The sequence below is a fragment of the Phaeocystidibacter luteus genome (assembly GCF_008933115.1).
Lineage (GTDB): Bacteria > Bacteroidota > Bacteroidia > Flavobacteriales > Schleiferiaceae > Phaeocystidibacter > Phaeocystidibacter luteus.
Genome location: NZ_WBVO01000001.1, coordinates 810,417 through 836,348, shown reverse-complemented (window position 1 = coordinate 836,348; position 25,932 = coordinate 810,417). Strand labels below are relative to the sequence as shown.

Genomic DNA, 25,932 nt, shown 5'->3' with positions numbered 1-25,932 from the left:
TAAAAACTCCCCATCCCGAGAGTAGAAGGATGGGGAGAAAACACTACACGACTCACCCTTAACTATCTATTGGCGTGCAGTTCTCTGTATAGTTGTACGAGTTGAATGAAATCGGATCGGTCGCCATTTAGGTCTTCACCGCGACCCTCGCGAGCGAGCTGGACGATGGCTTCTGGCTCCATTTCGATATTGTCGTCGCCCTGCAGGTACCCCGCGAATGCGGCAACAGCGGATGCAAACTTTTGATCGGGGCTGGTTTCAACTTCTGCGTTGGAAACTGTGAAGATGGCAAGCGAACTGGTTTCTGCTTCGGGCTCCTTGTATCGGAGAGAGATGGTTGCGATTTCATCGTGAATTTCCAACGGGATTTGCTCCTGATATTTCAGATTGTATTCACTCTCTTCGGCTTGTCCCGGTACCACTTCATAGAGCATGGTAACTTGGTGGCCCATGCCTACTTCTCCGCCATCCTTAGTGTCGTCGTGGAAATCTTCATCTGGCATGACGCGGTTTTGATAACCCAAGAGTCTGTATTCTGCTACATTGAGAGGATTGAACTCCACCTGGACTTTGGCATCCTTGGCAACGGTGAAAAGAGTGGAGGAGAATTCTTCGATGAACACTTTTTTCGCACTGTAGAGGTCGTGGAAATAGTTGAAGTTTCCGTTGCCCTTATTGGCGAGTTGCTCCATCGTTCCTTCCCGGTAGTTTCCTTGTCCAACTCCAACTACACTCAAGAAAATGTTTGACTCTCGCTTTTCAGAGATCATATCTATCAATTCATCTTGACTTGAGATTCCCACGTTGAAGTCGCCATCTGTACATAAAATCACGCGGTTGGAGCCTTCCTCGATGAATCCTTTCGATGCTTCGGCATAGGCACGTTCAATACCACCCGCACCGTTTGTGCTGCCGCCAGCTTGCAATGAGCGAATAGCAGTTTCTATGGTTTCAGTTTGATCGCCGGCGGTTGAAGTCAAAAGAGTATTAACTCCTGATGCATAGGTTACTATCGAGATTCGATCTTCGGCGCGCAGATTCTCTGTGAGCATGTAAAGTGATTCTTGGATTAGTCCAAGTCGATTACCACCTCGCATAGAGCCTGAAACATCGATGAGAAAAACTAAGTTGGAAGGAGGGAGGTCTTCTTTTTCGACCCTCTCGGTATTGAGAGTAATTCTCAGAATGCGGCGATCTGCGTTCCACGGGCAAACTGAAAGCTCAGTAGTGACATCGAAGACCTGTCCCTCTTCCGGTTCTTGATATGCGTATTTAAAACTGTTGATGAACTCTTCTGGACGAACGGCATCTACAGGCACTTGTCCAGATTGTTCAATGATGCGGCGTACGTTGAAGTACGAGGCTTTGTCAACGTCCATCCCGAACGTAGAAAGTGGTGCTTGAAGAGGCGACATGAATTCGCTGATGTGTATGGAATTGTACTCTTCTCTATCCTGCACATCGTGCGGATTTGAAGTTGGGAGGATTGTTGGTGGAGTTGGATTATCCCTCCTGACAGTCACTCTGCGGTATCTGTTGAGGTATTGATTCACTTCTTGCATACCGTTGAGGTCATCGCCATATTGAGCTGGAGTTCCAGTAGTCATGACTTCCACCGATTCTACAGCTTCACGTGGTACATTTGATCCGCCTCGAACCTTCACACCGTCGATAAACACTTGATTGGCATCGCTGCGTGTTCCGCGAGCGATTATGGCGGCGTCTTCATCAGACTGCATTACACCGGGAGATACGGTGAGAACAGCCCCCAAATCGCGAGATCTTAATGACTCATAACCTTCACTTGTGATGACCTGTGAAGATGAGGTACGACCTTCTTCAACGAGCGGTCTTTCCCACATGATTACCACCTCGCCGATAGTTGAATTATCCGCTTCTCTTTCAGCATTTAGAACAGTATGCTGGCCTCCTAGAATAACTACGGAATCATATCTCAATTCTGTATAGATGATATCTCTGCGGAAGACAACATTGTACGTTCCTGGAACAATGGGAGCCATAGAGTATTTTCCATCGAAATCAGATAGTGCAGTCTGTAAGACACTGGAGTCATTGATAGATTGAAGTTCCACTAGCGATTGGGGAATCGTTTCGCCGGTTGCTTTATCTGTAATTACACCTTTAAGTGCCCCTGGTTGGGTTTGTGCCTGAGCAAAAGGGGCATAGAATAGCAGCACCAAGATGGTGGTAGCGGTTGCTAGTTTGAGTTTCATAATACAAGGCTTTTGAAATTGATAATCGTCGTTGTTCAGTCGACGTTAATCGCAGCCTTGCTCAAAGTCCCGGGTAAGAGCGTGCTTCTGGTATAATGACGTGGGGGTGGGGGGAAAGGTTGGGGGGGATCCGCCTGTCGGCGGAAAGGTTACCTCGTGCCTCGGTAAAGGTTCGACGCCTGTGGCGGTCGAAAGGATGCCTCCCTGCGGTCGGCAAAGGAATCGCTCCGGCCTTCGGCGGAGGATAAGGCCTCGTGCCTCGGCAAGGATTGCGCTCCGCTGGCGCGGAGGCAAAAGGTTCGACGCCTGCGGCGGTCGAAAGGAGCCTCCCTTCGGTCGGCAAAAGGATCCGCTTACCGGCGGATAAGGGTCCGCTTAGCGGCGGACAAGGGTCGCTCCGGCCTTCGGCGGAGGATAAGGCGCCTGCCTTCGGCATTCGCAATGCGTCCTTCGGCCGCAAGGATTGACGCCTCTGGCGATCAATAAGGCCTCGTTCCTCGGCAAGATAGGCGTAACCATTCGAGATAAGATATAGCCTCGGGTTCAACGCGAATCCAAGTACCACAGGGCTTTAGCCCGTGGTACCAAAAAGGTTTCCTCCGAATGCCACGTGGCTTCAGCCCGTGGCCCATTAGTCTTAACTGTGCTGTCCAACTCCCGCATCGGCTTCGCCTCTCGGGATTTCTCCTTGCCGTCGGAACCTCCTGCTGTCTAACCCTCTAACCCTCTAACTCTCTAACCCTCTAACCCTCCAACTCCCGAATCGGCTTCGCCTCTCGGGATTCCTCCTTGCAGTCGGAACCTCCAACTCCCGAATCGGCTTCGCCTCTCGGGATTCCTCCTTGCAGTCGGAACCTCCAACTCCCGAATTGGCTTCGCCTCCTGGGATTTCTCCTTGCCGTCGGAACCTCCAACTCCTGCATCGGCTTCGCCTCTCGGGATTTCTCCTTGCCGTCGGAACCTCCTGCTGTCTAACCCTCTAACCCTCTAACCCTCCAGCCCTCTAAATCTCCAACTCCCGAATCGGCTTCGCCTCTCGGGATTCCTCCTTGCAGTCGGAACCTCTAACCCTCCAAGCTCCCTAAACAATTCCCCCTCCCACTTGTATTGTAATTGACCCTGGAAATTCTTATCTTTTCAAATCACCCCTAATTCCTGAGCATCATGAGTGAGATTTCCAAAGTTGTTAAGACCCAGAGTGTGCACGACAGCGTGTACGATCGTGCAGAGTTGGTGGAAAAAGAGCTAATTCCAGCAATGAAATTCCCAGTAGAAGAAGTTCTGCTGACCGAGGAGGAGCGCAAGCAAAGAGCCCGCAAAATCCATCGTGCGACGAGTCTTGGTAACTTGGAAAAGCACAAGGTGCACATCGTTTTTGAAGACAACAATGGTCTTAAGAAAACGAGCACAACAATCTGGGCACAGACCGAGAAGAAGATTGTGTTAAAAGGAGGGAACTCTATTCCGGTTCACCGAATTTGGGAAGTGGTGATTTAATCCCACATTCCCTCACCTTCGTGAAGGTCGCCATCGTACTCATCTTCCCCTTCCTCTTCGTCAAAGGCTCCGCCGAAGAGACCGCTATTTTTTGACCCGGTAGTCTCGCCAAAGTCTTTAGACGGTGCCTCTTTGGGAGCATCGCCATACGAGAGAGATACGGTTGGATACGTAGTGCCTTCTGTTGGATCGAGCGTTTGAACGAACTCGATGAAGAACGTCCACATGTTCAGGTAATCGTATACATAAAGTAGACGGTCGCCAGAACGAACGAGAAGGTCTTCTACGTGGATTTGATGCATGGCCGCAGCATCCGGATTATTGCCCATGTCAACCATTGGAATCTCCTCACCTTGAGCCCATTCCTCATCGGTATGATAGTAACTCGCCATTTCTCCATCTGCAATTCCAAAAGCACCCAAAATAGCCTCGTGGAGCTGCAAGAGGGTTTGGTCTGCTAGGATGTCGATATCTCTGAAAATGTCCTCCTCAGTATCGAGAATTACTCTGAGTTTGTGGATTGCGGTCATACTTATACTGCTTTTGGCGTCAAGCCAAGTTCTGTTCCCTTTTCTATCATGTAGCCTTTAGCGGCTTCGTATTCATTTGGAATGATTCCATCGAGAATCGCTTCGCGAATGGCTTTTTTGATCATTCCAATTTCTTTTCCTGGCGGCAGATCGAACGTCGACATAATCTCTGCTCCATCAATCGGTGGTTGCCAGTTTCGGATCCTATCTTTCTCTTCTACCTCCACCAATTTGGAGCGTACAAGCTGATAATTCTTGAGGTATCGGTTCTTTTTGCGATTGTTCTTGGTCGTAATATCTGCTTCGCACAAGATCATCAGAAGCTCGATGTCATCCCCTGCATCAAATAACAGTCTTCGAATGGCTGAATCCGTCGCATCGTCAGAGACTACAGCGGTCGGACGTGAGCTCATGCGTACCAATTTTTGAACGAGCTTCATTTTGTCGTTCATCGGCAGCTTCAATCGCTTGAAGAGTTTTGGAACCATCTTGCTTCCCAAGAATTCATGTCCGTGGAAGGTCCAACCCGTCCCTTTGATGAATTTCTTAGTGTTCGGTTTACCGATGTCGTGCAACAGTGCTGCCCACCTCGCCCACAGGTTTTCCGTATTCTTTGAGATATTATCTACAACTTCCAGTGTATGCCAAAAGTTGTCTTTGTGGGTCTGACCTTCAACCTCCTCAACACCTTTGAGCGAAATGAGTTCTGGCAAGAATTGATGGAGGAGCTTTGTGTTATGCAAAAGAGCGAGGCCAATGCTAGGCTTTGGCGCAAGCATAATCTTATTGAACTCATCCATTATGCGCTCTTGACTAATTATCTTGAGTCTTTTGGCGCTCTTCTCAATGGCTGCAAGGCTTTCAGCTTCAATTTCAAAATTGAGTTGAGTGGCGAAACGAACGGCACGCATCATGCGGAGCGGATCATCCGAATAGGTGATTTCCGGTTCAAGAGGCGTGCGAATGATACCGTTCTTTAGATCTTCAATTCCGTTGAACGGATCGAGTAGTTCACCGAATTCACCTTTGGATAGACCTATGGCCAGCGCATTAATGGTGAAATCTCTTCGGTTCTGATCATCCTCCAGTGTGCCGTCTTCTACAAGCGGCTTTCTGGAATCTGAACGATAACTCTCCTTACGTGCACCTACAAATTCGATTTCCAGGTCGCCGTGCTTGACTTGTGCCGTTCCGAAATTTTTAAAGACGCTTAGTGGATTCTTCCCAGGAAGCGCTTTTGCTACTTTCTTAGCTACTTCGATGCCGGAACCTACAACTACAATGTCGAGATCCTTACCTTTTCCTCGGTTGAGGAGTCTATCGCGCACATATCCACCGATTACATAGCACGACACACCGAGTTCGTCGGCACATTCACCTATCGTTTTAAAGATGGGTGAGCTTACGTATGTCTGAATTTTCTCCGTGTTCAAAACAATCCCTCTGGAAAGGCTTTAGCCGTGTAGGTTACCAATAAGAGCATCCCGATTAAGAGCAGGTATAGGCCGATGTTGGCGCGTTTAATCTTTCGCTTGAGCGCTAGAATTTCGGGTTTTTCATCCTCTTCAATTACGATTGGAAAGAGTAGAGGATAGCGCAATAATGCTTCCCATCTCATTTTTCTTTCGGCTTGGTTCGAGGTGTCGAAAAGGAAAAGGTCAATAATTCGACCTTCTGGCTTCTTGTTCTCCCTACGTATGAGTTGTAGTTGAATACCCACCTTCACAACGTAAATCGCAAGCAAACCGATGATGCCTAAGATGAACAGAAAAAGCACCACGAATTTCGTGAGCATAATGGCGAAAAATTTTGGATCTCTTGAGAAAGTGCAAAGGTAGTGAAAGGAATGGGATCCGCCTATCGGCGGAAAGGATTGCGCTCCGCTGGCGCGGAGGCAAAAGGGTCGACGCCTTCGGCGGTCGAAAGGAATCCGCCTACTGGCGGATAAGGATGCCTCCCTGCGGTCGGCAAAAGAATCCGCCTGGCGGCGGATAAGGATTGCGCTCCGCTGGTGCGGAGGCAAAAGGGTCGACGCCTGCGGCGGTCGAAAGGAATCCGCCTGGCGGCGGAAAGGTGCCTCCCTGCGGTCGGCAAAGGGATCGCTCCGCCCTTCGGCATGCGTATGGCGTCCTTCGGCCGCAAGGATCGATGCCTAGCCTCATGCCTATTGCCCGAAGCCTGTCGCCTCCTATTATCGACCTATCACTCCCTCCGAATGCCAAACTTCTCATCCACCTTCTCGTGCACGTTTTTCTCTTCCTGGCGCATGAGCCAAATTTTGTAGTAGCGTGCTTTTACCCCGTAGGCTTGAAGACTGGCAATGATGAATCCAGGGACGCCATCGAGGAAGCCACCCTTGGCGATGTAATGTTTCCAGAACCGGAACGCCGGTTTTACCCATAAATGCCAAGCGGTGATCTTTCCAGTGCGGTTGATGTAATCTCTCGCCTGCCAATCGGCGTAGCGGTTCAGCTTACGGACAAATGCGTCGTAGGAAACGTAGGTGTTGTGAATGATTTTATGCTCGCACCAACCAACACTACCTTCGGTAATCACCTCGGCATGAACGTGCTTTTCTTGGTACTTGCTGCGGTCGCGATGAAAGAGACGAATCACTTTGTCGCCTTTCCAACTGTGCTTTATGAGGTGCCCAAGGAAGTAGTTCTCACGGTACATCCAGTATCCGTCGTGTTTTGGACCTTCCTTGAGGATTTGCTGAACTTCTTCCGCGAGCTCTGGTGTGATTCGTTCATCGGCATCGAGAAGGAGAATCCATTCGTGCGTCGCCTGTGGTATCGCCCAGTTTTTTTGACTAGCCGAGTTGCCATACTCGCGTTGAATGACGCGCACATCGTGTTGCTTCGCTCTTTCGAGCGTGCGGTCGGTTGAGAAGCTATCTACGATGAGAATTTCATCCGCAAATTTCACGGATTCAATTGCTGCATCAATGTTCTGCTCTTCGTTTCCTGTAGGAATGATGGCTGTAAGCTTCAACATACTCGAAGTTTAGTCGATTTATACGGCAACATTGTATTCTCTCAAGGCATCATTTAGCGATGTTTTGAGATCTGTACTTGGTTTTCTCTTGCCGATAATTAACGCACAAGGTACTTGATATTCGCCGGCTGGGAACTTCTTGGTTGTTGTTCCAGGTATCACGACTGATCTCGCAGGCACTCTACCTCGAATTTCAACGGGTTCATCGCCCGTTACATCGATAATTCGGGTGGAGGCCGTGAGAACCACATTCGCCCCTAGTACAGCTTCTTTCTCTACATGAACACCTTCAACAACGATGCATCGCGACCCGATGAAGCAGTCGTCTTCTATGATGACAGGTGATGCCTGAACAGGTTCTAACACACCACCAATTCCAACTCCTCCGCTGAGGTGAACATTTTTACCAATCTGTGCACATGAACCCACTGTCGCCCAAGTGTCAACCATTGTTCCAGCGTCCACATAAGCGCCGATATTCACATAACTAGGCATCATAATCACACCTGAAGAAACGTAAGACCCATAGCGGGCTATCGCATGAGGAACAACACGTACACCTTTTGCGGCGTAATCGGATTTCAAAGCGATTTTGTCATGGAATTCAAATGGGCCAACTTCAATCGTTTCCATCTTTTGGATAGGGAAGTAGAGGATTACCGCCTTCTTCACCCACTCATTGACTGTCCAGCCATTTTCGCCAGGCTCCGCACAGCGCAATTCACCACTGTCGAGCATAGAAACTACCTCACGAATGGCCTTTTGAGTGTCTGTATTCTGAAGAAGTGAGCGATCATTCCACGCACTTTCGATAACCGATTGAAGTGTGTTACTCATAACTATTAGTTCAATTTTGCCGCAAAGATAATCAGCCTCAAAGGAACGAAGGACCTGTTTGCTTGTCCATATACGCCTGCAGGATTATCACCGCTGAAATTTGATCGACCATTCCCTTTTCTCGACGCTTCATCTTTTTCATCCCGCCATCTATCATGGCTTTTTGAGCTAGAGAGCTTGTGAAGCGTTCATCCTGACGCTCAATCTTGAGGTTTGGATGTCTCTTGAGAATTTTTTGAATCATCTCTTGAATGAAGCCTTCCACTTGGGAATGCTCGCCATGCATGCGCTTGGGTTCACCAATGACGAGAGCTTCGATGTTCTCCTTATTCAAGTATTCATCCAGCCATTTTAGGAGCATTGGCGTTTCAACGTATCCCACACCCTCCGCAATAATCTGCATGGGGTCGGTTTCAGCTATTCCGGTCCTTTTGGTGCCAATGTCAAAGGCGAGTAATTTGGGCATGGGGCGAAGATAGGGAATCCGCCTGGCGGCGGAAAGGTTGCCTCCCTGCGGTCGGCAAAGGAATCCGCCGGTGGCGGAAAGGATGCCTCCCTGCGGTCGGCAAAAGAATCCGCCTGGCGGCGGATAAGGATTGCGCTCCGCTGGTGCGGAGGCAAAAGGGTCGACGCCTGCGGCGGTCGAAAGGAATCCGCCTACCGGCGGAAAGGATGCCTCCCTGCGGTCGGCAAAGGATCGCTCCGCCCTTCGGCGGAGGATAAGGCACCTGCCTTCGGCATGCGCAATGCGTACTTTGGCCGCAAGGATCGACGCCTGCGGCGGTCGAAAGGAATCCGCCTACCGGCGGATAAGGATGCCTCCCTGCGGTCGGCAAAGGGGCGCCCCGTCCATCGACGGAGTACAAGGCCTCGTTTATCGAAAAGAAGAGCTCAACAAGCGTCCGATTTCCTGGTTTTAGCTAGTGGTTTTTAGCTCCCATTTTCATTACCACCCGTTAGAGGAATCACTTCACTCGAAGGTAGGCGGGGGTTCCTATTTTTCGAACACACAGATTCCCTACCTTTGCCCAAATTTCATCAGATTATGATTTTACCCATCGTTGCATACGGTGATCCAGTGTTGAAGAAGCGCGGGGAAAACCTTGAGAAAGGCGACCCGAATTTGCCAAAGTTAGTTGAGGACATGTTCGAAACGATGTACGCCGCACATGGCGTAGGTCTTGCCGCACCTCAAGTGGGTAAATCGCTTCGAATGTTTGTGGTAGATGCTAGTCCATTTGCCGAAGAAGGCGACGAGGATTACGAAGCATTGAAGGATTTCAAGAAAGTATTCGTAAACCCTGAAATTATAGAAGAGGACGGGGATGAATGGGCCTTTTCTGAAGGTTGCTTGAGCATTCCAGAGATTCATGAAGACGTTTATCGTCACGAGTCACTTCGCATCAAGTATTACGATGAAAATTGGGAAGAGCATGAAGAGGAACTCAACGGTTTGGCGGCGCGCGTCGTTCAACATGAGTACGACCACATTGAAGGTGTCCTTTTTGTTGAACATCTATCTCCACTTCGCAGAAGAATGTTGAAAGGGAAGTTGCAAAACATTACAAAGGGTAAAATCAAGGTGGATTACCGAATGAAATTCCCGAAGAAATGAAAATGACTTTCATAGCAATCATCGGAGCCCTTGCGCTTATCGCGTGTGACTCCGAGCCAAAGCGAGTTGACCACCACGCTGAAATGTCGGCTAGAATTGATTCGCTCGAATCAGTATTGAAGGCGGCAGACGGTGACTTGGATGAGCAATTGGCGGATCAAATGCTTCATGCCTACACCGATTTCCAAGCTGCATTTCCAGAAGATTCAATGAACGTGTTCTTCGCTTACAGGGCAGGAGAAATTTCGAGAAATATTCCAGGTAAGGAGTTGTTCGCTGTAGCGCATTACGCCGATGTGCATGAGAAGCATCCAGATCATGAATTGGCTCCTATGGCTGTATTTATGACAGGCGTGTCGTTTGACCAAATGGGAGATAAGACAAGAGCAGCCAAAAGCTTCAATCATTTCATAGAGACTTATCCAGAACACCCGTGGGTAGATCAAGCGAAAGAAATGCTTGTATTGACTTCAGATACGGTAGATTTGGAGTCTGAAGTGAGCGATTGGCTGAATAAAGCAAAATAACAGAACAGCAGATGAATTTAGAAGGCATACTAGCCATTGGAGGTAAACCAGGATTGTACAACTTGGTTGCGCAAAGCAGAGGAGGAGTGATCGTCGAGCATCTTACGACGAACAAGAGGTTGAGCATTGGAGCGCAAGCTCAAGTGAGCGCACTTCAAGACATCGCCATTTTCACTTGGGATGAAGAAAAGCCCTTGGCAGAGATTTTTCAAGCGATGATGGACAAGCACGGCGAAGAGAAATCAATTTCTCCGAAGTCTTCAAGTCGTGAATTGGAAGATTATTTCGCTGAGATTCTTCCCGACTACGACACAGACAGAGTATACCCGAGCGACATCAAGAAAGTGGTTTCTTGGTACAATATGCTCCACGAAACAGGTCACTTGACCATGGAGGCTCCTGAAGAGGAGAGCAAGGAAGAAGAGACTAAATAAAACGAAGGCGAGGTTATCCTCGCCTTTTTTGTCACTATGCATACACGAGAAGAAAAATTAGAGGCTTTCGGTCGATTGCTCACCATCATGGATGAGCTGCGCGAACAGTGCCCATGGGATCGCAAGCAGACCATGGAGAGCCTTCGCCACCTTACAATCGAAGAGACCTATGAGCTCGGTGACGCCATTCTTGACAATGATCTCGAGGAGGTCAAAAAAGAGATTGGCGACCTCATGCTACACATGGTATTCTATTCTAAAATTGGCTCGGAGAAAGGCGCCTTTGATGTAGCCGATGTTCTCCACGGCATCTGTGATAAGCTCGTACATCGCCATCCTCACATTTATGGGGATGTTGAAGTTCAAGATGAAGAGGAAGTGAAAGCCAATTGGGAAAAGATCAAACTCAAGGAAGGCGGAGGGAAGAAGAGTGTTTTAGAAGGAGTGCCACGCTCGCTTCCAGCCTTAGTGAAGGCCACGCGCATTCAAGATAAGGCCAGAGGTGTTGGTTTCGATTGGGACAATAAAGACCAAGTTTGGGATAAAGTTCACGAAGAACTCGGCGAATTTAAAGAGGCGGTGGACGCAAATGACAGGGAAGAAATGGAGGCCGAGTTTGGTGATGTGCTCTTCTCTATGATCAATTACTCTCGCTTCCTGGATTTAGATCCGGAAATGGCGCTAGAGCGAACCAATAAGAAGTTCATTTCTCGTTTTAAATTCATGGAAGCCGCCATCCGGGAAGATGGAAAGTCCATGGACGACATGGATCTTCAACAGTTGGATGTCTACTGGGACAAAGCCAAGCAGGAGACGAAGTAAAACACAACCCCGACGATTATCGCCGGGGTTTTTTGGAAACATCTATTCGATGATAAGTTTTGCTCGGGTAAATTTCCCGCCTTCAGATTCAGTGCTGATGATGTACACTCCTGATGGCAGGTCTTCAACAGAAATCCGAACTTGTTCAGTTGTGTCAAATTCATGCTGATAGACCAACTGTCCGAATTTGTTCACGATTCTTATCGTGTGTTTCTGAGAAGCATCGTCCAATGGAACAGTGACGAAATCTGATGCCGGGTTGGGCGCAATTTTTAGGTCAGCGAAAGTCTGTTCAGAAATTGACGTTGCCGAATCTGGAATATGTGCGCTTACATTAATTCTGATTTGAAAGGCGTTTACCATAGCAGTGCCAGCAAATCCAAAATACCATCTGTTTGCGCCACTGGCTGTAGAATAAAAAAGTGAGGCCATCGAGGGTTGATAGACTGTAGTGTCATTGATAAACTGGATCGGAGTGGCTCCGGAATTTGTTTCGGCCCTTACATACACGTAATAGCCACGAGATACAGACGAATCCATCACAGGAGCCGTGCCGTTTGAGAGCATGCTAAATTTGGCAAAGCCACGCTGGACGTCTGTTGGCGAGATAACATGTTGAACGGTTGTTACAGGAGGATTACTAAACCCGTTAATAAAGCTAAACCCGCCAACCGTATCGTAGATGCTCACCGCTAGCACACCACCGGAGGCGGTGTTAGGACCAAGCCCAACTTCGACACTACCAACATCTAATGAATGATCTAAATGGAAGAAGGATGCCACGCCGAAACCGTCCACCCCAATTAGGCCTGAGCCGACTTCATTATTGAATCCACCAAAATCGGTTGCGTATGTGGAGTCTGAAACAACCATGCGAATGGTATCCTTTTTTGCGGCCCATCGTCCCAGTCCTACAGAATCTGAAAGAACCGAGATTTCGAAATCATAGATACCGTTTTGGCCGAGGAAGAAGGGAGATGTAGTACCGAGATGTGCCAATCCAGGTCCGGGAGGTAGGTTACCCTGTATACTGCTGGTGGGTAGCTGATTGAGCAAATTGCCATTTACGCTATACTTCTTTACCACACCATTTACGTTGGTTTCATTCACGCTGCCATCATTGCGCGCGCTAGTGGTAAATCGAACATCCCAACTGAAAAAGCTCGGAACAAATCCATAAGCAGGGAAGTCGGTATTGATAGAAGGGTAGTGCAAGAAGCTTCCAATAAGCTTCGGTGCAACAGGGGTTAGCTCGCGCGTCTGCGATAGAGCAAGTGTCGAGCTAAACACAATGAGTAAAACCGTGCCCAGTCTTTGAACGAGAGAGGTGAACATGAGTTAGCAGTGTTAAGGTTGTAATATACACGTTATAAAGAACATGTAAGTTGGGTTACCTTCTTCCGAAGACTTTATCCCAAAAAGAGCGTTCTTCTGTTCCCGTGGTGTCTACCTCCTCTTCACCATTGTCAAACCAGTTGTCAATTCTTTCAAGCAAGTCTGGTTCACGCACCTCGGGACAATCAATCGTCAAGGTACTGTCAGATGCCAGGTTGAACGAGCCGGTATATGAATTTCTAAGGCTTGTTCTCTCTATGCTACGGAAGAATTTGGCCCAGATAGGTAAGGCCATGTGTGCGCCTGAGCCGTAAGCGCCACTCCTAAAATGCACGCTAGGATTGCTTGCTCCAACCCATGCTCCCGCTACAAGTTTTGGCGAAAATCCAATGAACCATCCATCAGAGTAGTTCTGTGCTGTTCCGGTCTTGCCTGCGTACTGCGACTGTAGTCCGTATGCAGACCGTGCCGAAGCTGCCGTTCCCGCATCTACAACCCCTTGCATCATGGCTATGAGCGTTTCTACATCAGTACGCTTCATGACTTCTTTAGAAGTCGGGGTAGGAGCCGTGTAGATTACTTCACCAAAAGCATTTTTGATGCGAGTAATGTAATGTGGGCGAATGGCCTTACCGCGATTTGCAAATGTGGAGTAAGCGGTTACCATCTCTAGTAAGGTCGCTTCATTCGTTCCCAGGGCCATGCTTGGCACTTTTCTGATTGGGCTTTGAACTCCGGCTCGTCGCGCATAATCTTGAACATTGTCCATGCCTGCCTCGAGCAAAACTTGTACGGAAACTACGTTTAATGATCGCTTTAAAGCGCCGCTCAGGTTGTAGTAGAGGGAGTCGTCTCCACCTGCATTCGTAGGCGTGTAGTTATCGTAATTGGTGTATGTTTTCGCCACGTTTCGGAAATAGTCACAATCGTCAATTCCCTGCTCCAATGCAGCGCCATACACAAATGGCTTGAAGGTAGAAGCAACTTGTCTGCGCGTGGTGACGTGATCGTATGGGAGTATCTGGAAATCGATTCCTCCCACCCAGGCTTTTACATTTCCGGTTGAGGGCTCTATGGCCACAAAACCACAATGCAGCATGGCTTGATAGTAGGCAATGCTGTCGATTGCGCTCATTTCAACCGTTTTCTTTCCACCCTCAGCATTTAGGTCTACAACCGACATGGTGTGCGGCACGGCCAGTACCTTCAGGATGGAATCGTTTGAGATACCTAGACCATTGAGTCTGCGGTAGGTGCCCGTCTTCAGAATCTCATTTTTGATGATGCTGTTGTTGTTTCCCCAAGGTGCTGAGTTACTCCAATGCGAATTGAATTCAGATTGAAGGCGTTTCATGTGTGTTTCCACAGCATCAACCGCATAGCGTTGTAGGCGGCTATCTAGGGTAGTTTCAATCACCAGACCATCCGTTCGCAAATCGTATTTCGAACCGTCTGGCTTCTCGATACCTTCCAGAATCGATGTGATTTCATCTTCAATGTGATCGATGAAATAAGGCGCAGGGTTATCGTTCTCGAGGTTGTAATAGTTTATCTCCAGTGGAATCTGGATGAGTGAATCCTTCTGCCTTTCTGTGATGTATTCATACTTGGCCATCTGAGCGAGGACAGTATTTCTGCGCTCCTCAGCAAGCTCTGGATTTCTTCTAGGGTTGTACAATGTATTCCCCTTGAGTAGGCCGACTAACACTGCGCATTCCTCAACGTTGAGGTTTTGTGGCTTTTCATTGAAGTAGCGTTGACAAGCCGTTTCGATTCCATATACCCCTTCACCAAAACTCACGGTGTTGAGATAGAGCTCTAGAATCTGCTCTTTGGAGAAAACCTCTTCGAATCTTTGGGCGAGAATCCACTCTTTCATTTTGGCAACTGGCATGGAAAGGAAACTGAAATTCTCTCTGCCATAGGTGTTCTTCACCAATTGCTGCGTAATGGTAGAACCGCCTCCGGAAGAAGCGTCTCCCATCAAAATCGTCTTGAAAACCACTCGGGCTAAAGACCTTCCATCAACTCCGTCATGCTCATAGAAACGCGCGTCTTCCGTTGCAATGAGTGCGTTGATGAGGTATTCAGGAATCTCCTCGTAATCTGCTCCTGTGCGGTTTTGCACGAAGTATTTTCCCACAAGTTGATTGTCGGAACTGTATACTTCGGATGCCAAATAATTTCTGATTGAAGCAATTTCTTCCTTGTTGGCGAGGTGTCCGAATGCACCTGCCCAAACGAGGAGAAATAGGATGATTAATGCTGAAAACCCGATACCTCCGGCCTTGAGTAGCCAGATGAATATTCGCATTTTTCTGCTTCGCTGCTTTTTCTGTTTCGCCATGAATGAGGGTTGTGCCTTTGAACGCGATAGATGTCAGAAAATTCCGCTTATTCGTAGCGCAATGCTTCGATTGGATCGAGACGCGACGCTTTAACCGCAGGGTATAGACCTGAAGCTATGCCCGTTAGGAATGTTAAGAACAAGGCAAAGATAATCCAGCCCCAGGGAATGGAGAATGGGGTACTGAGCGCAAAAGCGGCTAAGTTGCCAGCGCTAATGCCGAGGATTACGCCAAGTAGGCCACCAAGCTGACTAACAATCAGGGCCTCGGTGAGAAACTGTACTACGATGTTGAATCGTTTGGCGCCAAATGCCATGCGTGTTCCAATTTCTCGTTTGCGTTGAGTTACTGAAACAAGCATGATGTTCATCAGATTGATAGCGGCAACGAGTAGCGTGATAAGGCTGAGAACTACCGCGGCAATGTAGACTACTTCTTTGTTTTCGAGAAGAATGGTAGACAGGGCATCGCTTCTAGTTATGGCGAAGTTACTCTCTTCAACTGGCTGAAGTTTACGGATGGCTCTCATGGTGGATGTGGCCTCTCCAATTGTAGCATCGAGTAGCTCTGAAGTGGGTGCCATTACATTGATGCTGTACCCTCTCGAAGGTGAGCCAATGCTCGCTCTGGCTTTGGTGATGGGGACAAAAACTGTTCTGTCGCCTGAAAAGATGGAACTAGAGCCCTTTTCGTCCAGGACACCAATCACACGATAGCGCTCACCACTGATGGTGATAAGAGTATCTACCGCATCATCAAATCCTTCCTCGTCTGTATCGAAGAGTTTCTTGTAAACGTCTTGTCCTATTATCGCTACAGGGCGGCTATTGATAACGTCTTGTTTGTTGAAACCTCGTCCCGCCGCGATGGCATACCCACCTGTTTCTAAATAGTACTCGTCACCTGCCCAAACTTGGACGTTTGGATCTGTTTTTTTGTTTCCGAATTTAATTTCGGCGGTTCCACTTGCGATGTAAGAGAGTGAAGAAATGGCGTCTTTGTATCCGAATCGCTCCACGAAGTCGTTGGCTTGATCCCAAGTAATTGCAGGGTGTTGCTTGGGGCGGTTGCCGGACCGACCGATTTGAATACGCATACCTCGACTTTGAATCGTGAAGGTATTTGCACCGAGCTGGGTGAAGTTTCCGGCAAGCAGACTTTCAAATGAGCTGGTCACGGTAAGCAATGTTACCATGGCCATGATACCAATCCCGATGATGAGTGCCGTTAGGGCAGCTCTTGAGCGTTGGGTTTTCATTGCATCAATGGCGATGCGAAAATTGTCGATGATGGGGAGGTTGGCCATTTGAAGGTTTGTTATATCAAAGCTACGATTCTGGGGGGAAAGGTGAAAGGGGGGGATCCGCCTTGCGGCGGAAAGGAATCCGCCTGGCGGCGGATAAGGGTCGCGCTCCGCTTGTCGCGGAGGCGAAAGGGTCGACGCCTGCGGCGGTCGAAAGGAATCCGCCTGGCGGCGGATAAGGATCCGCCTACCGGCGGAAAGGTGCCTCCCTGCGGTCGGCAAGGATCGCTCCGCCCTTCGGCGGAGGATAAGGCACCTGCCTTCGGCATGCGCAAGGCGTCCTTCGGCCGCAAGGATTGTCGCCTATGGCGATCAATAAGGCCTCGTTCCTCGGCAAGGTCAGCTCTTCAATTACCGCACAGCTTTAGCCTGTGGTATCAAATAAGCTTCCTTCGAATGCCACTGGGCTTCAGCCCATGGCTCTTTAGCCTTAGCTATACTGTCCAGCCCTCCAACTCCCGAATCGGCTTCGCCTCTCGGGATTCCTCCTTTCAGTCGGAACCTCTAGCTGTCTAACGCTCTAACGGTCTAACCCTCTAACCCTCCAATTATCCAAAAAAAAGCCCCCTCACTTTCTGCGCGAAATGAGGGGGCTCGTAGTTAAAGAACTAGAAACCTATTGGACAATCACCCATCTGAGTGCTTCCATGCCGTCAGCTGTTTGAATAACTACGTTATAAACACCTGGAGCAAGTCCGCTGGAAGAAATTTCAAACTCATGCTCGTATTCACCAGTAAGTACACCTTGGTGAATGTTCTCAATCAATGCTCCTCGTGCGTCGAAGAGGTTGATAGCAACTTCTTCAGTATCCTCAATCTCTAGAGAAAGAGTTGAAGTAGCATTGGTTGGGTTCGGGAAGAGGTGGGCGTGGAGTGCATGTGCCTCATGCTCATCTTCGATTTCAATCTTAGTGCTATTGTTATCACATGGTCCGAGGTAGTCTCCATGACCTAAGTGAGCTGGTACAGCGTTAACACTTACACTGATTGTGTGCCATGTCAATCTTGTCTTCTTACGACGAAGGTGACAAAGAACCACTTTGTTCGGGTTGTTAGGATCGCGAGCGTCAATCACATTCACTGTGATGCTCTTAGAAACTGAACAACCGTTCGCATCAGTAATAACACATGTGTACGTCGTTGTCTGCATTGGTGATGCAACTACGCTTGAAGCGTTCGTGCTATTCAATCCTGTAGCAGGTGACCATGCGTAAGTGTATCCTCCTACACCGCCTCCAGCGTTCACTGAAAGGGTAGTAGACTGTGGACCATATCCTAGGAAGATGGTGCTATCAAGTTGACCACTAACCATTTGGTAAGGGAACATAGACTTAGAAGCAACTACCGGAGTTGGTTCGGTGATTGTGTAGCTGTAGCTGTACGTTTCACCGTTTCCGTCTGTAACAATAACAGTGTATGTACCTACGCTCAATCCACTAACGTCCTCTGTCGCTGAGCCATTGCTCCAGCTGAAGCTGTATGGCTGACAAGCTCCAGAAACTGTCAAGTCAATTGCACCGTCGCTTGAACCTGTGCAGCTAACACCAAATCCGTTGTAATCAGATTGAACCGCTGTAACAACGATTGGAGACTTAACTACAGTTACGGTAGAAGTGCAAGTGCTCACATTTCCGTTCACATCTGTCACGGTAAGTGTTACGGTGTTATCACCTTCAGTTGCACAGTCGAAACTCGATGGAGAAACGCTGATAGAAGCGATACCACAGTTGTCGAAGCTACCATTGTCGATCATGCTAGCCGTGATAGTTGCGTTACCAACTTCAGGAAGATCGATAACGATATCCTGACACATTGCAGTAGGCGCGATGTTGTCAACCACTTGAACTTGAGCCGTAGCCGTTGAAGTGTTTCCGTTTACATCTGTTACTGTCAACGTAACCGGCACTGTACCCACATCGGCACAAGAGAAGCTTGTAACATCGATGCTAGTAGAAGCTACCGCACAGTTGTCGAATGATCCCGCATCAACATCTCCTACTGTTAAGCTACCTGCACCATTTGCATCAAGAGATACAACGATGTTGCTTGCCAATACAGCAGTAGGGTTGATGTTGTCAACCACCTGAACTTGAGCAGTAGCGCTAGACATATTTCCATTGTTGTCAATAACGGTAAGCGTTACTGGCACTGTTCCTACATCGGCACAAGAGAAGCTTGTTACGTCGATTGACGTAGAAGCGATTCCACAGTTGTCAAATGATCCTGCATCAACATCTCCTGCAGTAAGGCTGCCTGCGCCGTTAGCGTCAAGAGCCACTACAATATTGTTCGCTAGAACTACGGTAGGAGCAGTGTTGTCGATAACCGTTACTTGAGCCGTTGCAGAAGAGCTGTTTCCGTTAACATCCACAACAGTGAGCGTTACAGCGTTAGCGCCTACGTCAGCACAAGAGAAGTTCGATACATCAATGCTCGTGCTTGCAATAGCACAGTTGTCACTTGATCCGCCGTCGACATCAGCAGCAGTAATGCTACCAGCGCCATTGGCATCAAGAACTACAGTTAGGTTGCTAGCAAGAACTACAGTTGGATTGATGTTGTCTACAACTTGAACCTGGGCAACCGCAGTTGAAGTGTTTCCACTTGGATCAACCACAGTCAATGTAACCGGTACAGTACCCACATCGGCACAAGAGAAGCTTGTTACATCGATACTGCTGGAAGCGATAGAGCAGTTGTCGTTAGAACCACCGTCTACGTCTGCTACAGTAAGATTTCCAGCTCCATTAGCGTCGAGTGCCACAACGATGTTGCTCGCTACGATTGCATTTGGTGCGCTGTTGTCAATTACGTTCACTTGAGCAGTGGCAGATGCACTGTTTCCACTTGCGTCAGTAACCGTCATGGTAACCGGAACCGAAGTTCCTGCATCTGCACATGTGAAGCTGCTTACGTCAAGGCTATAGCTTGTGATACCGCAGTTGTCAGATGATCCATTGTCGATGTCTGAAGCAGTGATGCTCGCGTTTCCGTTAGCGTCAAGTACAACGTTGATGTTGTTCACGCTCGCAGTAGGAGCCATGTTGTCTACAACATTAACCGTCACACTCTGCTGTGCTTGGTTGCCATACGCGTCTGTAGCAGTTACAGTTACGTTAGCTCCGGTAGCAGTGGGGTAGATTGGAGCAGTGAAGTACTTCGTTTCACCTCCAGCTGTTCCGTAAGACCCGTGCCAGATGAACTGAGCTGGAGACATGCTGAACAAGCCGAAGCCCCAAGGACCAAATCCGATATTACCTAGGTAAAGTGGATTTGTGTAGTTGTTCCATCCCGTTGGACTTACCTGCCAATCTGCAGCGTTGGTCACCAAGTTTTGAGTACCGTTTGCGAATTGGAATCCACCAGTGAGGTTGAAGTTGCCAAGGAACATTTCTGGTCCGCCAACGTCAGTAGCCTTCACGTGGATGTAGTAGGTCTGTCCAGCCGCCAAGTTCGTAGAGTACGTGTATGGGATAGCCCAGTTGCTACCTGATCCAATGAATGTACCCTGTACGTTGTCGTCTGTTGAGATGTAGAATTCAAAGAGGTTATCTACTGTAAGTGTACCTGTAAGTGTACCAGGACCACCTGTACCGTTCACAGCTGGAACTGAGTTACAGTCGAACTGAGTTTGGTCAAGTGACAGGGTCACTGCGCTACAGTTGTCGAAATAGCTAGTAACCACATCGCTAGGAGTGATTGAAGCTTGTCCGTTCGCGTCAAGAGCAATGGTGATGTCTTGAGTTGCAATAACTGGAGCAGATTGGTCTGTTACCGTGATAGTGGTCGTGCAAGAACTGCTTTCACCTTTGTCGTCGGTTACAGTGTACAATACAGTGTGAGTGCCTAATCCGAATGGACCCGCTGGTGTGATGGTTTGAGTAATTGGATCTCCATCTGGGTCATAAGAACCACCGTTGAAAGCTTGTGCAAATACGCCTGCTTCACAGTTCTGATCTGCAGCTACACTTTGTGCGTTGCAAATAGCCACTGGTGGTTGGTTACAAACCTTGTTGTCATCTGTAATGGTGATGGTTCCAGATGCAGTTGTCACGTTCCCCGAAGCATCAGTAGCTTCGATTGTAAGTGCAAACGTTTGTCCGAGGTCATCACAATTGTAAGAAGTACGACCGATGATGGCAACCGTAGGAGTTCCGCAGTTGTCACTCAAGCTGCCTGTCAAATCAGCTGGTGAAAGGTTCACTGCTTGATTCGCATCAAGGTTGAAGTTTCCTCCAGCGAAAGTGATGCTAGGAGAAATGGTATCCGCAATTGTAACCGTTACGCTAGCGGTAGAGGTATTAGGGTCTGACTTATCCTGTAGATACATGTAAGCCGAACCACAACATCCGAAGTTGAATGGATTGAGTGCAAGGTCGTTGAATCCGTCACCGTCAAAGTCGGCAACTGTACCTGCTTGCCATCCATAGCTAGTGTTCATTCCAGGAAGGATTTGCTCATCCACAGAGAATGTTCCGTCGCCATTGCTGTAGGCAATATTCAATTTCTCAAATCGACCGATTACGAGGTCCAAGATACCGTCACTGTTCATGTCAGCGCTGAGGTTTGTACCCATGCCGATCGATGTACCGTTGTTGTCATCAAGGTTAGTGTAAGTAGTCGTTTGAGTGAAGTTGCCATTTCCATCACCTTCCCATAGGTAGGCGTCACCACTTGTAGTGATGAAGTCAAGGTGTCCATCCTGATTGTAATCTTCAAACGCCTTAGCAATGCTGCTGCTGCCATTACCGGCAGGCATAGGGTATGAAGTAATGGTGAACTGACCTGTACCATCACCCAAGTAAAGTGTGATGTTGTAACCTGTAGTCAAGAAGTCAAGGTGGTTGTCGTTGTTTACGTCAGCCACAATAACATTCTGACTGTAGTACGCAGGGTATACGACGCGCTTAGTAGGGTCACTACCGTCAAACTTGCCAGTTCCGTCGTTGAACAACACGCGGTTACCGTTCGTGTAGTACAGTGCTTGAACGATGTCAAGATCGCCATCTTCATCGAAGTCACCCACGCCGGTTTGACCACCTTCAGGGTAAGCCGACTGAATGTCATCGTGGAAGCTGAATACTCCACTACCGTTGTTTAGGAAGATCTTGCCAAGCGTCACAACGTCAAGGTCACCGTCGCCGTCAAAGTCAGCGAAAGCACCACCTTGCTGTCCAAAGCCTCCTAGGTTTTGAGCAGTAAAGGCGAGTCCCGTTCCGTTGTTGCGAAGGATTTGCCATCCGTTGCACATGTCAATGTCACCGTCACCGTCTACGTCAGCCGAGAAGTAGCGTGTACCCTGACCAGTAGGAGCAGATGTAACGATGTTGTTTGAGAATGTTCCGGCAGGACCACCTCCATTGTCAAATGCTGTGAAAGTGATTGTGTTCGCACCAAGATCATTGCAGTCGAATGTTTCTTGACTGATTTCGATGCCATCGAGCTGGCAGTTGTCAGCCGTTCCGTTATCCACATCAGAAGCTGCGATAGTAACGGAACCGTTTGCATCAAGGTATGCAGTAATGTTCTGCGTTGCGATTACTGGAGCAAGTGTGTCAACCACATTTACAACAAGAATTCCTGTTGAGCTTCCAGCAGAAACTGTAACTGTGTTTTGGCCCACCTCGTTGCAACCGAAGGTTGACTGAGAAAGGGTAACAACGCCGTTGCCGCCGCATACAGATGTATAGCTTGCATTGATGTCTGCTGGCGTTACAGATGCAGAACCACTTCCGTCTAGATAAACCGTTGTGCTAGCATCAAACGCCAACACTGGAAGTGGAGCAGTAACTGTTACTTGAGCAGTTCCACTTGCAGAAACTCCGTTGTTATCAACTGCGGTAAGTGTTACGGTATTCGCGCCTACGTTGCTGCAGTTGAAGCTTGAGATGTCAAGTGACAAGCTTGCGATGCCGCTCGCGTCGTTTGTGCCGTTATCAACATCTGCCGGAACGATAGAAGCATTTCCATTTGCATCCAACGAGATGGTGATATTCTGAGTGAGAACCGTTGGCGGAGTGGCATCAATCACATTGATGGTGATTGCACCGTTAGATGAAGAAGCTGTGTTGCAGTCTCCAGGCATGCCTCCGTATTCTACAATGTATCCTGAGATTAGACCTCCCACACTGTTTGGATAGTCGTTCCAGAATCCATTCGTAAGGAAGTGCGCATAATCCTCACCGCCTAGGTTGTTTGGCTCTGAACCACCCCAGTTGTTATATAGTCCGTTAAGTGGAGTATAGGTGTAGAATGCACTGAAACCAGAGAACACCAATGAACGCTGGAAGAATGCAGTGCCAGCTTCTGGACCAGTTACCCATTTCCATAGGTCTTCTGTTTCAGCATCGGTTGCTCCCATCCAGCCTTGACCTTGAAGCTTCTGAGTTACGAAAGCATTTTCGTTTGCGGAGGTTACCGTTACAAGGTAGCCTTGCATGCCGTTGTAAGTGAGTTGCTCTGCTGCAATCTTCGCATTTGTCCAAGTAATTCCTGGAGCAGAAACGAACTCGTAGAAGTGGCCGTTGTCTGCGAAAACGATGGTGCCGTCATCGCGCTTTACAGTATAAGATGCAGTCACAGTTTGATTACTTGTACCATTCGGTGTGAAGGTCCAAGTTCCGTTCAAGTTATCCACGATGGTGCCTGAGCTCGGATTCGAAACGGCATCAACTTGAAGCACTTGACCGTATGGGTCTACATCATTCGCGATCAAGTCGGCTTCTGAAATAACAAGTGATTGACCTGTGTTAACATTGAATACATCGGCATTCGCAGTAACAGGTTGTACATCCTGTACGGTCACGTTGGCAATGGCTGAACCTATGTTTCCAGAAGCGTCTAGCACTGTAAGGGTTACCGGAACAACGTTACCTCCGTCATTACAATTAAATGTAGTACGGCTCAATGAGCTAGAAACAATCGCGCAGTTATCTGATGAACCAGCGTCAATGTCGCTCACGCTAATTGTAGCAGTACCCGTTACATCGAGCTGAACCGTAAAGTTGTTTACTGCTGCAGTTGGAGCAATAAGATCAGTTACTGAAACGATTGCCGTCCCTGTTGCCGATTGACCATTGTTATCAGTTACAGTAAGTGTAACTGTGTTAGTGCCAAGGTTGCTGCAATCAAAGCTAGAAACATCTAGTGAAAGACTAGCAATTCCGCTTGGATCAGAAGAACCGTTGTCTACGTCAGAAGGAAGAATAGAAACTTGTCCATTTGCATCAAGATTTACTGTGATGTTCTGCGTAACAACAGTTGGAGGAGTAGCATCAATTACATTGAATGTGATACCAGCTTGTGCGGTTGAATTTGGTGTGCAATCGCCAGGCATGCCACCGTATTCAACGATGTACCCTGCAATTGAACCTGCCGAATTCGGGAAGTCATTCCAAACTCCATTTGAGTAGTAGTGGCCCCAATCTTCACCAGGGTGGAATGGGTTTCCGTACTTAAAGTCGTTCGGCTCACCTTGTGACCAGTTCGCGTACTGACCATTAACTGGGGTTTGAGTAGCCTGATTCCAGAAAACCGTTCCAGCTTCAGGACCAGTAACCCATTTCCAGGTAAGTTCTGTTTCTTCGTCGGAAGCACCAATCCAGCCTTCGCCTTGAAGCTTTTGCTGAACGAAGGCATCCTCAGAGGCAGAGGTAACCGTTACTAGGTATCCTTGCATACCATTATAGTATCTTCCTTCAGCTTGTGATTTCGCTGAACTCCACGTGATACCAGGAGCGCTCACAAACTCATAGAAGTGTCCGTTGTCAGTGAATAGGATAGTACCGTCATCACGCTTTACAATGTAATCCGCAGTAACGGTTTGGGCACCTCCGCTTGGAGCGTTAAAGGTGTACGTTCCGTCGAAGTTATCTACGATTGTACCCGCGCTTGGATTGATGACCGCATCTACTTGAAGGTTTTGTCCAAGAGGATCAGAGTCGTTTGCCAAGAGGCTAGACGCGTTGAAAGTAAATGGCTGGCCAGAATTGACATTGTTGAAGATGTCTGGCACAGCTACAATAGTAGGGAGTGAAGAAACCGTAACTGTTGCAGATGCAGTAGACGTATTACCACTGATATCGGAAACGGTAAGCGTTACTGGGAAAGATTGACCAGCATCAGCACATGAGAACGAAGTTCTGTCGATTGACATGCTGTGAATTCCACAGTTGTCTGTGCTTCCACCATCGATGTCTGCCGCTGTGATTGTTGCGTTACCGGTGTTGTCTAGGCTAAGAGTTAGGCTGTTGGCAACGGCAATTGGGTCAATGTTGTCTTCTAGAATAACGTTTGCTGTGAATACCGTTTGGTTCCCAACATTATCTGTAGAAGTGATAGTTACGTTTGTGCCAGGAATAACTGGATAAATTGGCGCAGAGAAGTAGCGAGTTTCGCCACCTACAGTATTCCAGTTTCCTTCCCAAATGAGTTGTGCAGGCGAAAGTGAGCTGATGGTGAAGCCCCATGGTTGGAAACCAACGTTCCCCACAAAGTATGGAGTCGTGTAGTTGTTCCATCCGGTGGTACTAACTTTCCACTCGGCTGCATTGGTATTCAAAGATTGTGTGCCGTTCGCAAATACAAATCCTCCTGTAAGGTTGAATTTACCACAGAAGAACTCCGGACCACCAACGTCGGTTGCCTTTACGTGTATGTAATAGGTCTGACCAGCAGGAAGGTTTTCCATGTAGTTGTACACTACAGTCCAGTTGCTTCCAGTGCCAACCAGCGTTCCTTGAACGTTGTCATCTGTAGAGATGTACCATTCAAAGAGGTTATCTGCGGTTAGCGTACCAGAAATTGAACCTGGCTGTGCATTTCCAATGTTGTTCGCGAGATCCGTGCAATCGAAAGTCGTTTTCGAGAGGGTTGTTGTCGGATTCGGATCGCAATTGTCAATGATACTCGATGTAACATCCGAAGCTGTAATACTAGCCTGACCATTCGCATCAAGTGCAATGGTCGGATTTACAGGTGTGATAGCCGGACCCGTTTGGTCGGTCACCGTAATGGTAGTAGTACAGGATGCCGTCATGTCAGGACGATCATCACGCGCAACGGTCAATGTTACGGTGTGTGTTCCGATAGGGAACGGTCCCGAAGGCGACATGCTCAACGAAACTGTAGTGCCACTGGCATACGAATTATCATTGATGGCTTGTGGCGATACGAATGCTTGACAGTTCGCGTCCGCCGGGACGGTTACTGCAATACATTGTGCTATCGGTGCGGGTACTCCAAACGCGAAAGCCCCAGCATCTGGGGTTCCTCCCGTGCGTTGGGCGTATCCGTCGAGCGAGAAAACCGACAATAGGGTCACAGTGACCATTGTCAATATCCTCTTCAGAGAAGGATAGAAATGACACATAAACAAGAAGGTTAGGTTTCTAAAAAGAAATAAGTCTCATACCTCCAGTCAATTGTCAAAAAACCACCAGACGCAAAAGCGCC

At 48.2% G+C, this 25,932-nt stretch carries 16 protein-coding genes; 5 read left to right on the top strand and 11 right to left on the bottom strand.

Annotation, left to right across the window (positions count from 1 at the left end; genetic code table 11):
- Positions 1 to 62: 62 nt before the first annotated feature.
- Complete coding sequence (locus tag F8C67_RS03820; RefSeq protein WP_151666465.1) at positions 63 to 2,234, bottom strand: YfbK domain-containing protein; 2,172 nt, start codon at positions 2,232 to 2,234, stop codon at positions 63 to 65.
- Positions 2,235 to 3,398: 1,164 nt separating this feature from the next.
- On the opposite strand from F8C67_RS03820, the gene F8C67_RS03815 reads away from it, so the two are divergent.
- On the top strand, positions 3,399 to 3,731 hold the full coding sequence (locus tag F8C67_RS03815) for a hypothetical protein (RefSeq protein WP_151666464.1): 333 nt from the start codon (positions 3,399 to 3,401) through the stop codon (positions 3,729 to 3,731).
- On the opposite strand, the gene F8C67_RS03810 is transcribed toward F8C67_RS03815, so the two are convergent.
- From F8C67_RS03810 to ruvX, 6 genes are all read right to left on the bottom strand, one after another.
- Complete coding sequence (locus F8C67_RS03810) at positions 3,728 to 4,261, bottom strand: IS1096 element passenger TnpR family protein (protein WP_151666463.1); 534 nt, start codon at positions 4,259 to 4,261, stop codon at positions 3,728 to 3,730. The genes F8C67_RS03815 and F8C67_RS03810 overlap by 4 nt on opposite strands.
- A gap of 2 nt (positions 4,262 to 4,263) precedes the next feature.
- A complete protein-coding gene (locus F8C67_RS03805) occupies positions 4,264 to 5,694 on the bottom strand; it encodes a CCA tRNA nucleotidyltransferase (RefSeq protein ID WP_151666462.1) in 1,431 nt (476 codons plus the stop codon).
- A complete protein-coding gene (locus F8C67_RS03800; RefSeq protein ID WP_151666461.1) occupies positions 5,691 to 6,056 on the bottom strand; it encodes a hypothetical protein in 366 nt (121 codons plus the stop codon). Before F8C67_RS03800 ends, F8C67_RS03805 begins: the two co-directional genes overlap by 4 nt.
- A 407-nt stretch (positions 6,057 to 6,463) precedes the next feature.
- The gene (locus tag F8C67_RS03795; protein WP_151666460.1) at positions 6,464 to 7,258 is read right to left on the bottom strand and encodes a glycosyltransferase family 2 protein; all 795 of its coding nucleotides are present in this window, start codon (positions 7,256 to 7,258) and stop codon (positions 6,464 to 6,466) included.
- 18 nt (positions 7,259 to 7,276) lie between these two features.
- The gene (locus tag F8C67_RS03790; RefSeq protein WP_151666459.1) at positions 7,277 to 8,095 is read right to left on the bottom strand and encodes a 2,3,4,5-tetrahydropyridine-2,6-dicarboxylate N-succinyltransferase; all 819 of its coding nucleotides are present in this window, start codon (positions 8,093 to 8,095) and stop codon (positions 7,277 to 7,279) included.
- 37 nt (positions 8,096 to 8,132) lie between these two features.
- Positions 8,133 to 8,561: a Holliday junction resolvase RuvX gene (ruvX, locus tag F8C67_RS03785; RefSeq protein WP_151666458.1), complete on the bottom strand. Its 429-nt coding sequence runs from the start codon at positions 8,559 to 8,561 to the stop codon at positions 8,133 to 8,135.
- Between the two features lie 579 nt (positions 8,562 to 9,140).
- Between ruvX and def the strand changes: the two genes are divergently transcribed.
- The 4 genes from def to mazG are packed head-to-tail and all read left to right on the top strand — an operon-like array spanning position 9,141 to position 11,493.
- A complete protein-coding gene (gene def / locus F8C67_RS03780) occupies positions 9,141 to 9,710 on the top strand; it encodes a peptide deformylase (protein ID WP_151666457.1) in 570 nt (189 codons plus the stop codon).
- The gene (locus F8C67_RS03775; RefSeq protein WP_151666456.1) at positions 9,707 to 10,237 is read left to right on the top strand and encodes a tetratricopeptide repeat protein; all 531 of its coding nucleotides are present in this window, start codon (positions 9,707 to 9,709) and stop codon (positions 10,235 to 10,237) included. The genes def and F8C67_RS03775 overlap by 4 nt, the downstream gene beginning before the upstream one ends.
- Before the next feature lie 11 nt (positions 10,238 to 10,248).
- The gene (locus F8C67_RS03770) at positions 10,249 to 10,671 is read left to right on the top strand and encodes a DUF5606 family protein (protein ID WP_151666455.1); all 423 of its coding nucleotides are present in this window, start codon (positions 10,249 to 10,251) and stop codon (positions 10,669 to 10,671) included.
- Positions 10,672 to 10,707: 36 nt separating this feature from the next.
- On the top strand, positions 10,708 to 11,493 hold the full coding sequence (mazG, locus tag F8C67_RS03765; RefSeq protein ID WP_151666454.1) for a nucleoside triphosphate pyrophosphohydrolase: 786 nt from the start codon (positions 10,708 to 10,710) through the stop codon (positions 11,491 to 11,493).
- Between the two features lie 42 nt (positions 11,494 to 11,535).
- Here mazG and F8C67_RS03760 read toward each other — a convergent pair whose 3' ends face one another.
- The 4 genes from F8C67_RS03760 to F8C67_RS03745 all read right to left on the bottom strand — a co-directional run bounded on the left by F8C67_RS03760 (position 11,536) and on the right by F8C67_RS03745 (position 25,810).
- The gene (locus tag F8C67_RS03760) at positions 11,536 to 12,828 is read right to left on the bottom strand and encodes a T9SS type A sorting domain-containing protein (RefSeq protein WP_151666453.1); all 1,293 of its coding nucleotides are present in this window, start codon (positions 12,826 to 12,828) and stop codon (positions 11,536 to 11,538) included.
- Between the two features lie 55 nt (positions 12,829 to 12,883).
- Positions 12,884 to 15,175 carry a transglycosylase domain-containing protein gene (locus tag F8C67_RS03755; RefSeq protein WP_151666452.1) on the bottom strand — a complete coding sequence of 764 codons (2,292 nt, stop codon included), beginning with the start codon at positions 15,173 to 15,175 and terminating at the stop codon, positions 12,884 to 12,886.
- Positions 15,176 to 15,222: 47 nt separating this feature from the next.
- On the bottom strand, positions 15,223 to 16,482 hold the full coding sequence (locus tag F8C67_RS03750) for an ABC transporter permease (RefSeq protein WP_151666451.1): 1,260 nt from the start codon (positions 16,480 to 16,482) through the stop codon (positions 15,223 to 15,225).
- Between the two features lie 613 nt (positions 16,483 to 17,095).
- Positions 17,096 to 25,810, bottom strand: coding sequence for an FG-GAP-like repeat-containing protein (locus F8C67_RS03745; protein ID WP_170266350.1), 8,715 nt, complete (start codon positions 25,808 to 25,810; stop codon positions 17,096 to 17,098).
- Positions 25,811 to 25,932: the final 122 nt, after the last annotated feature.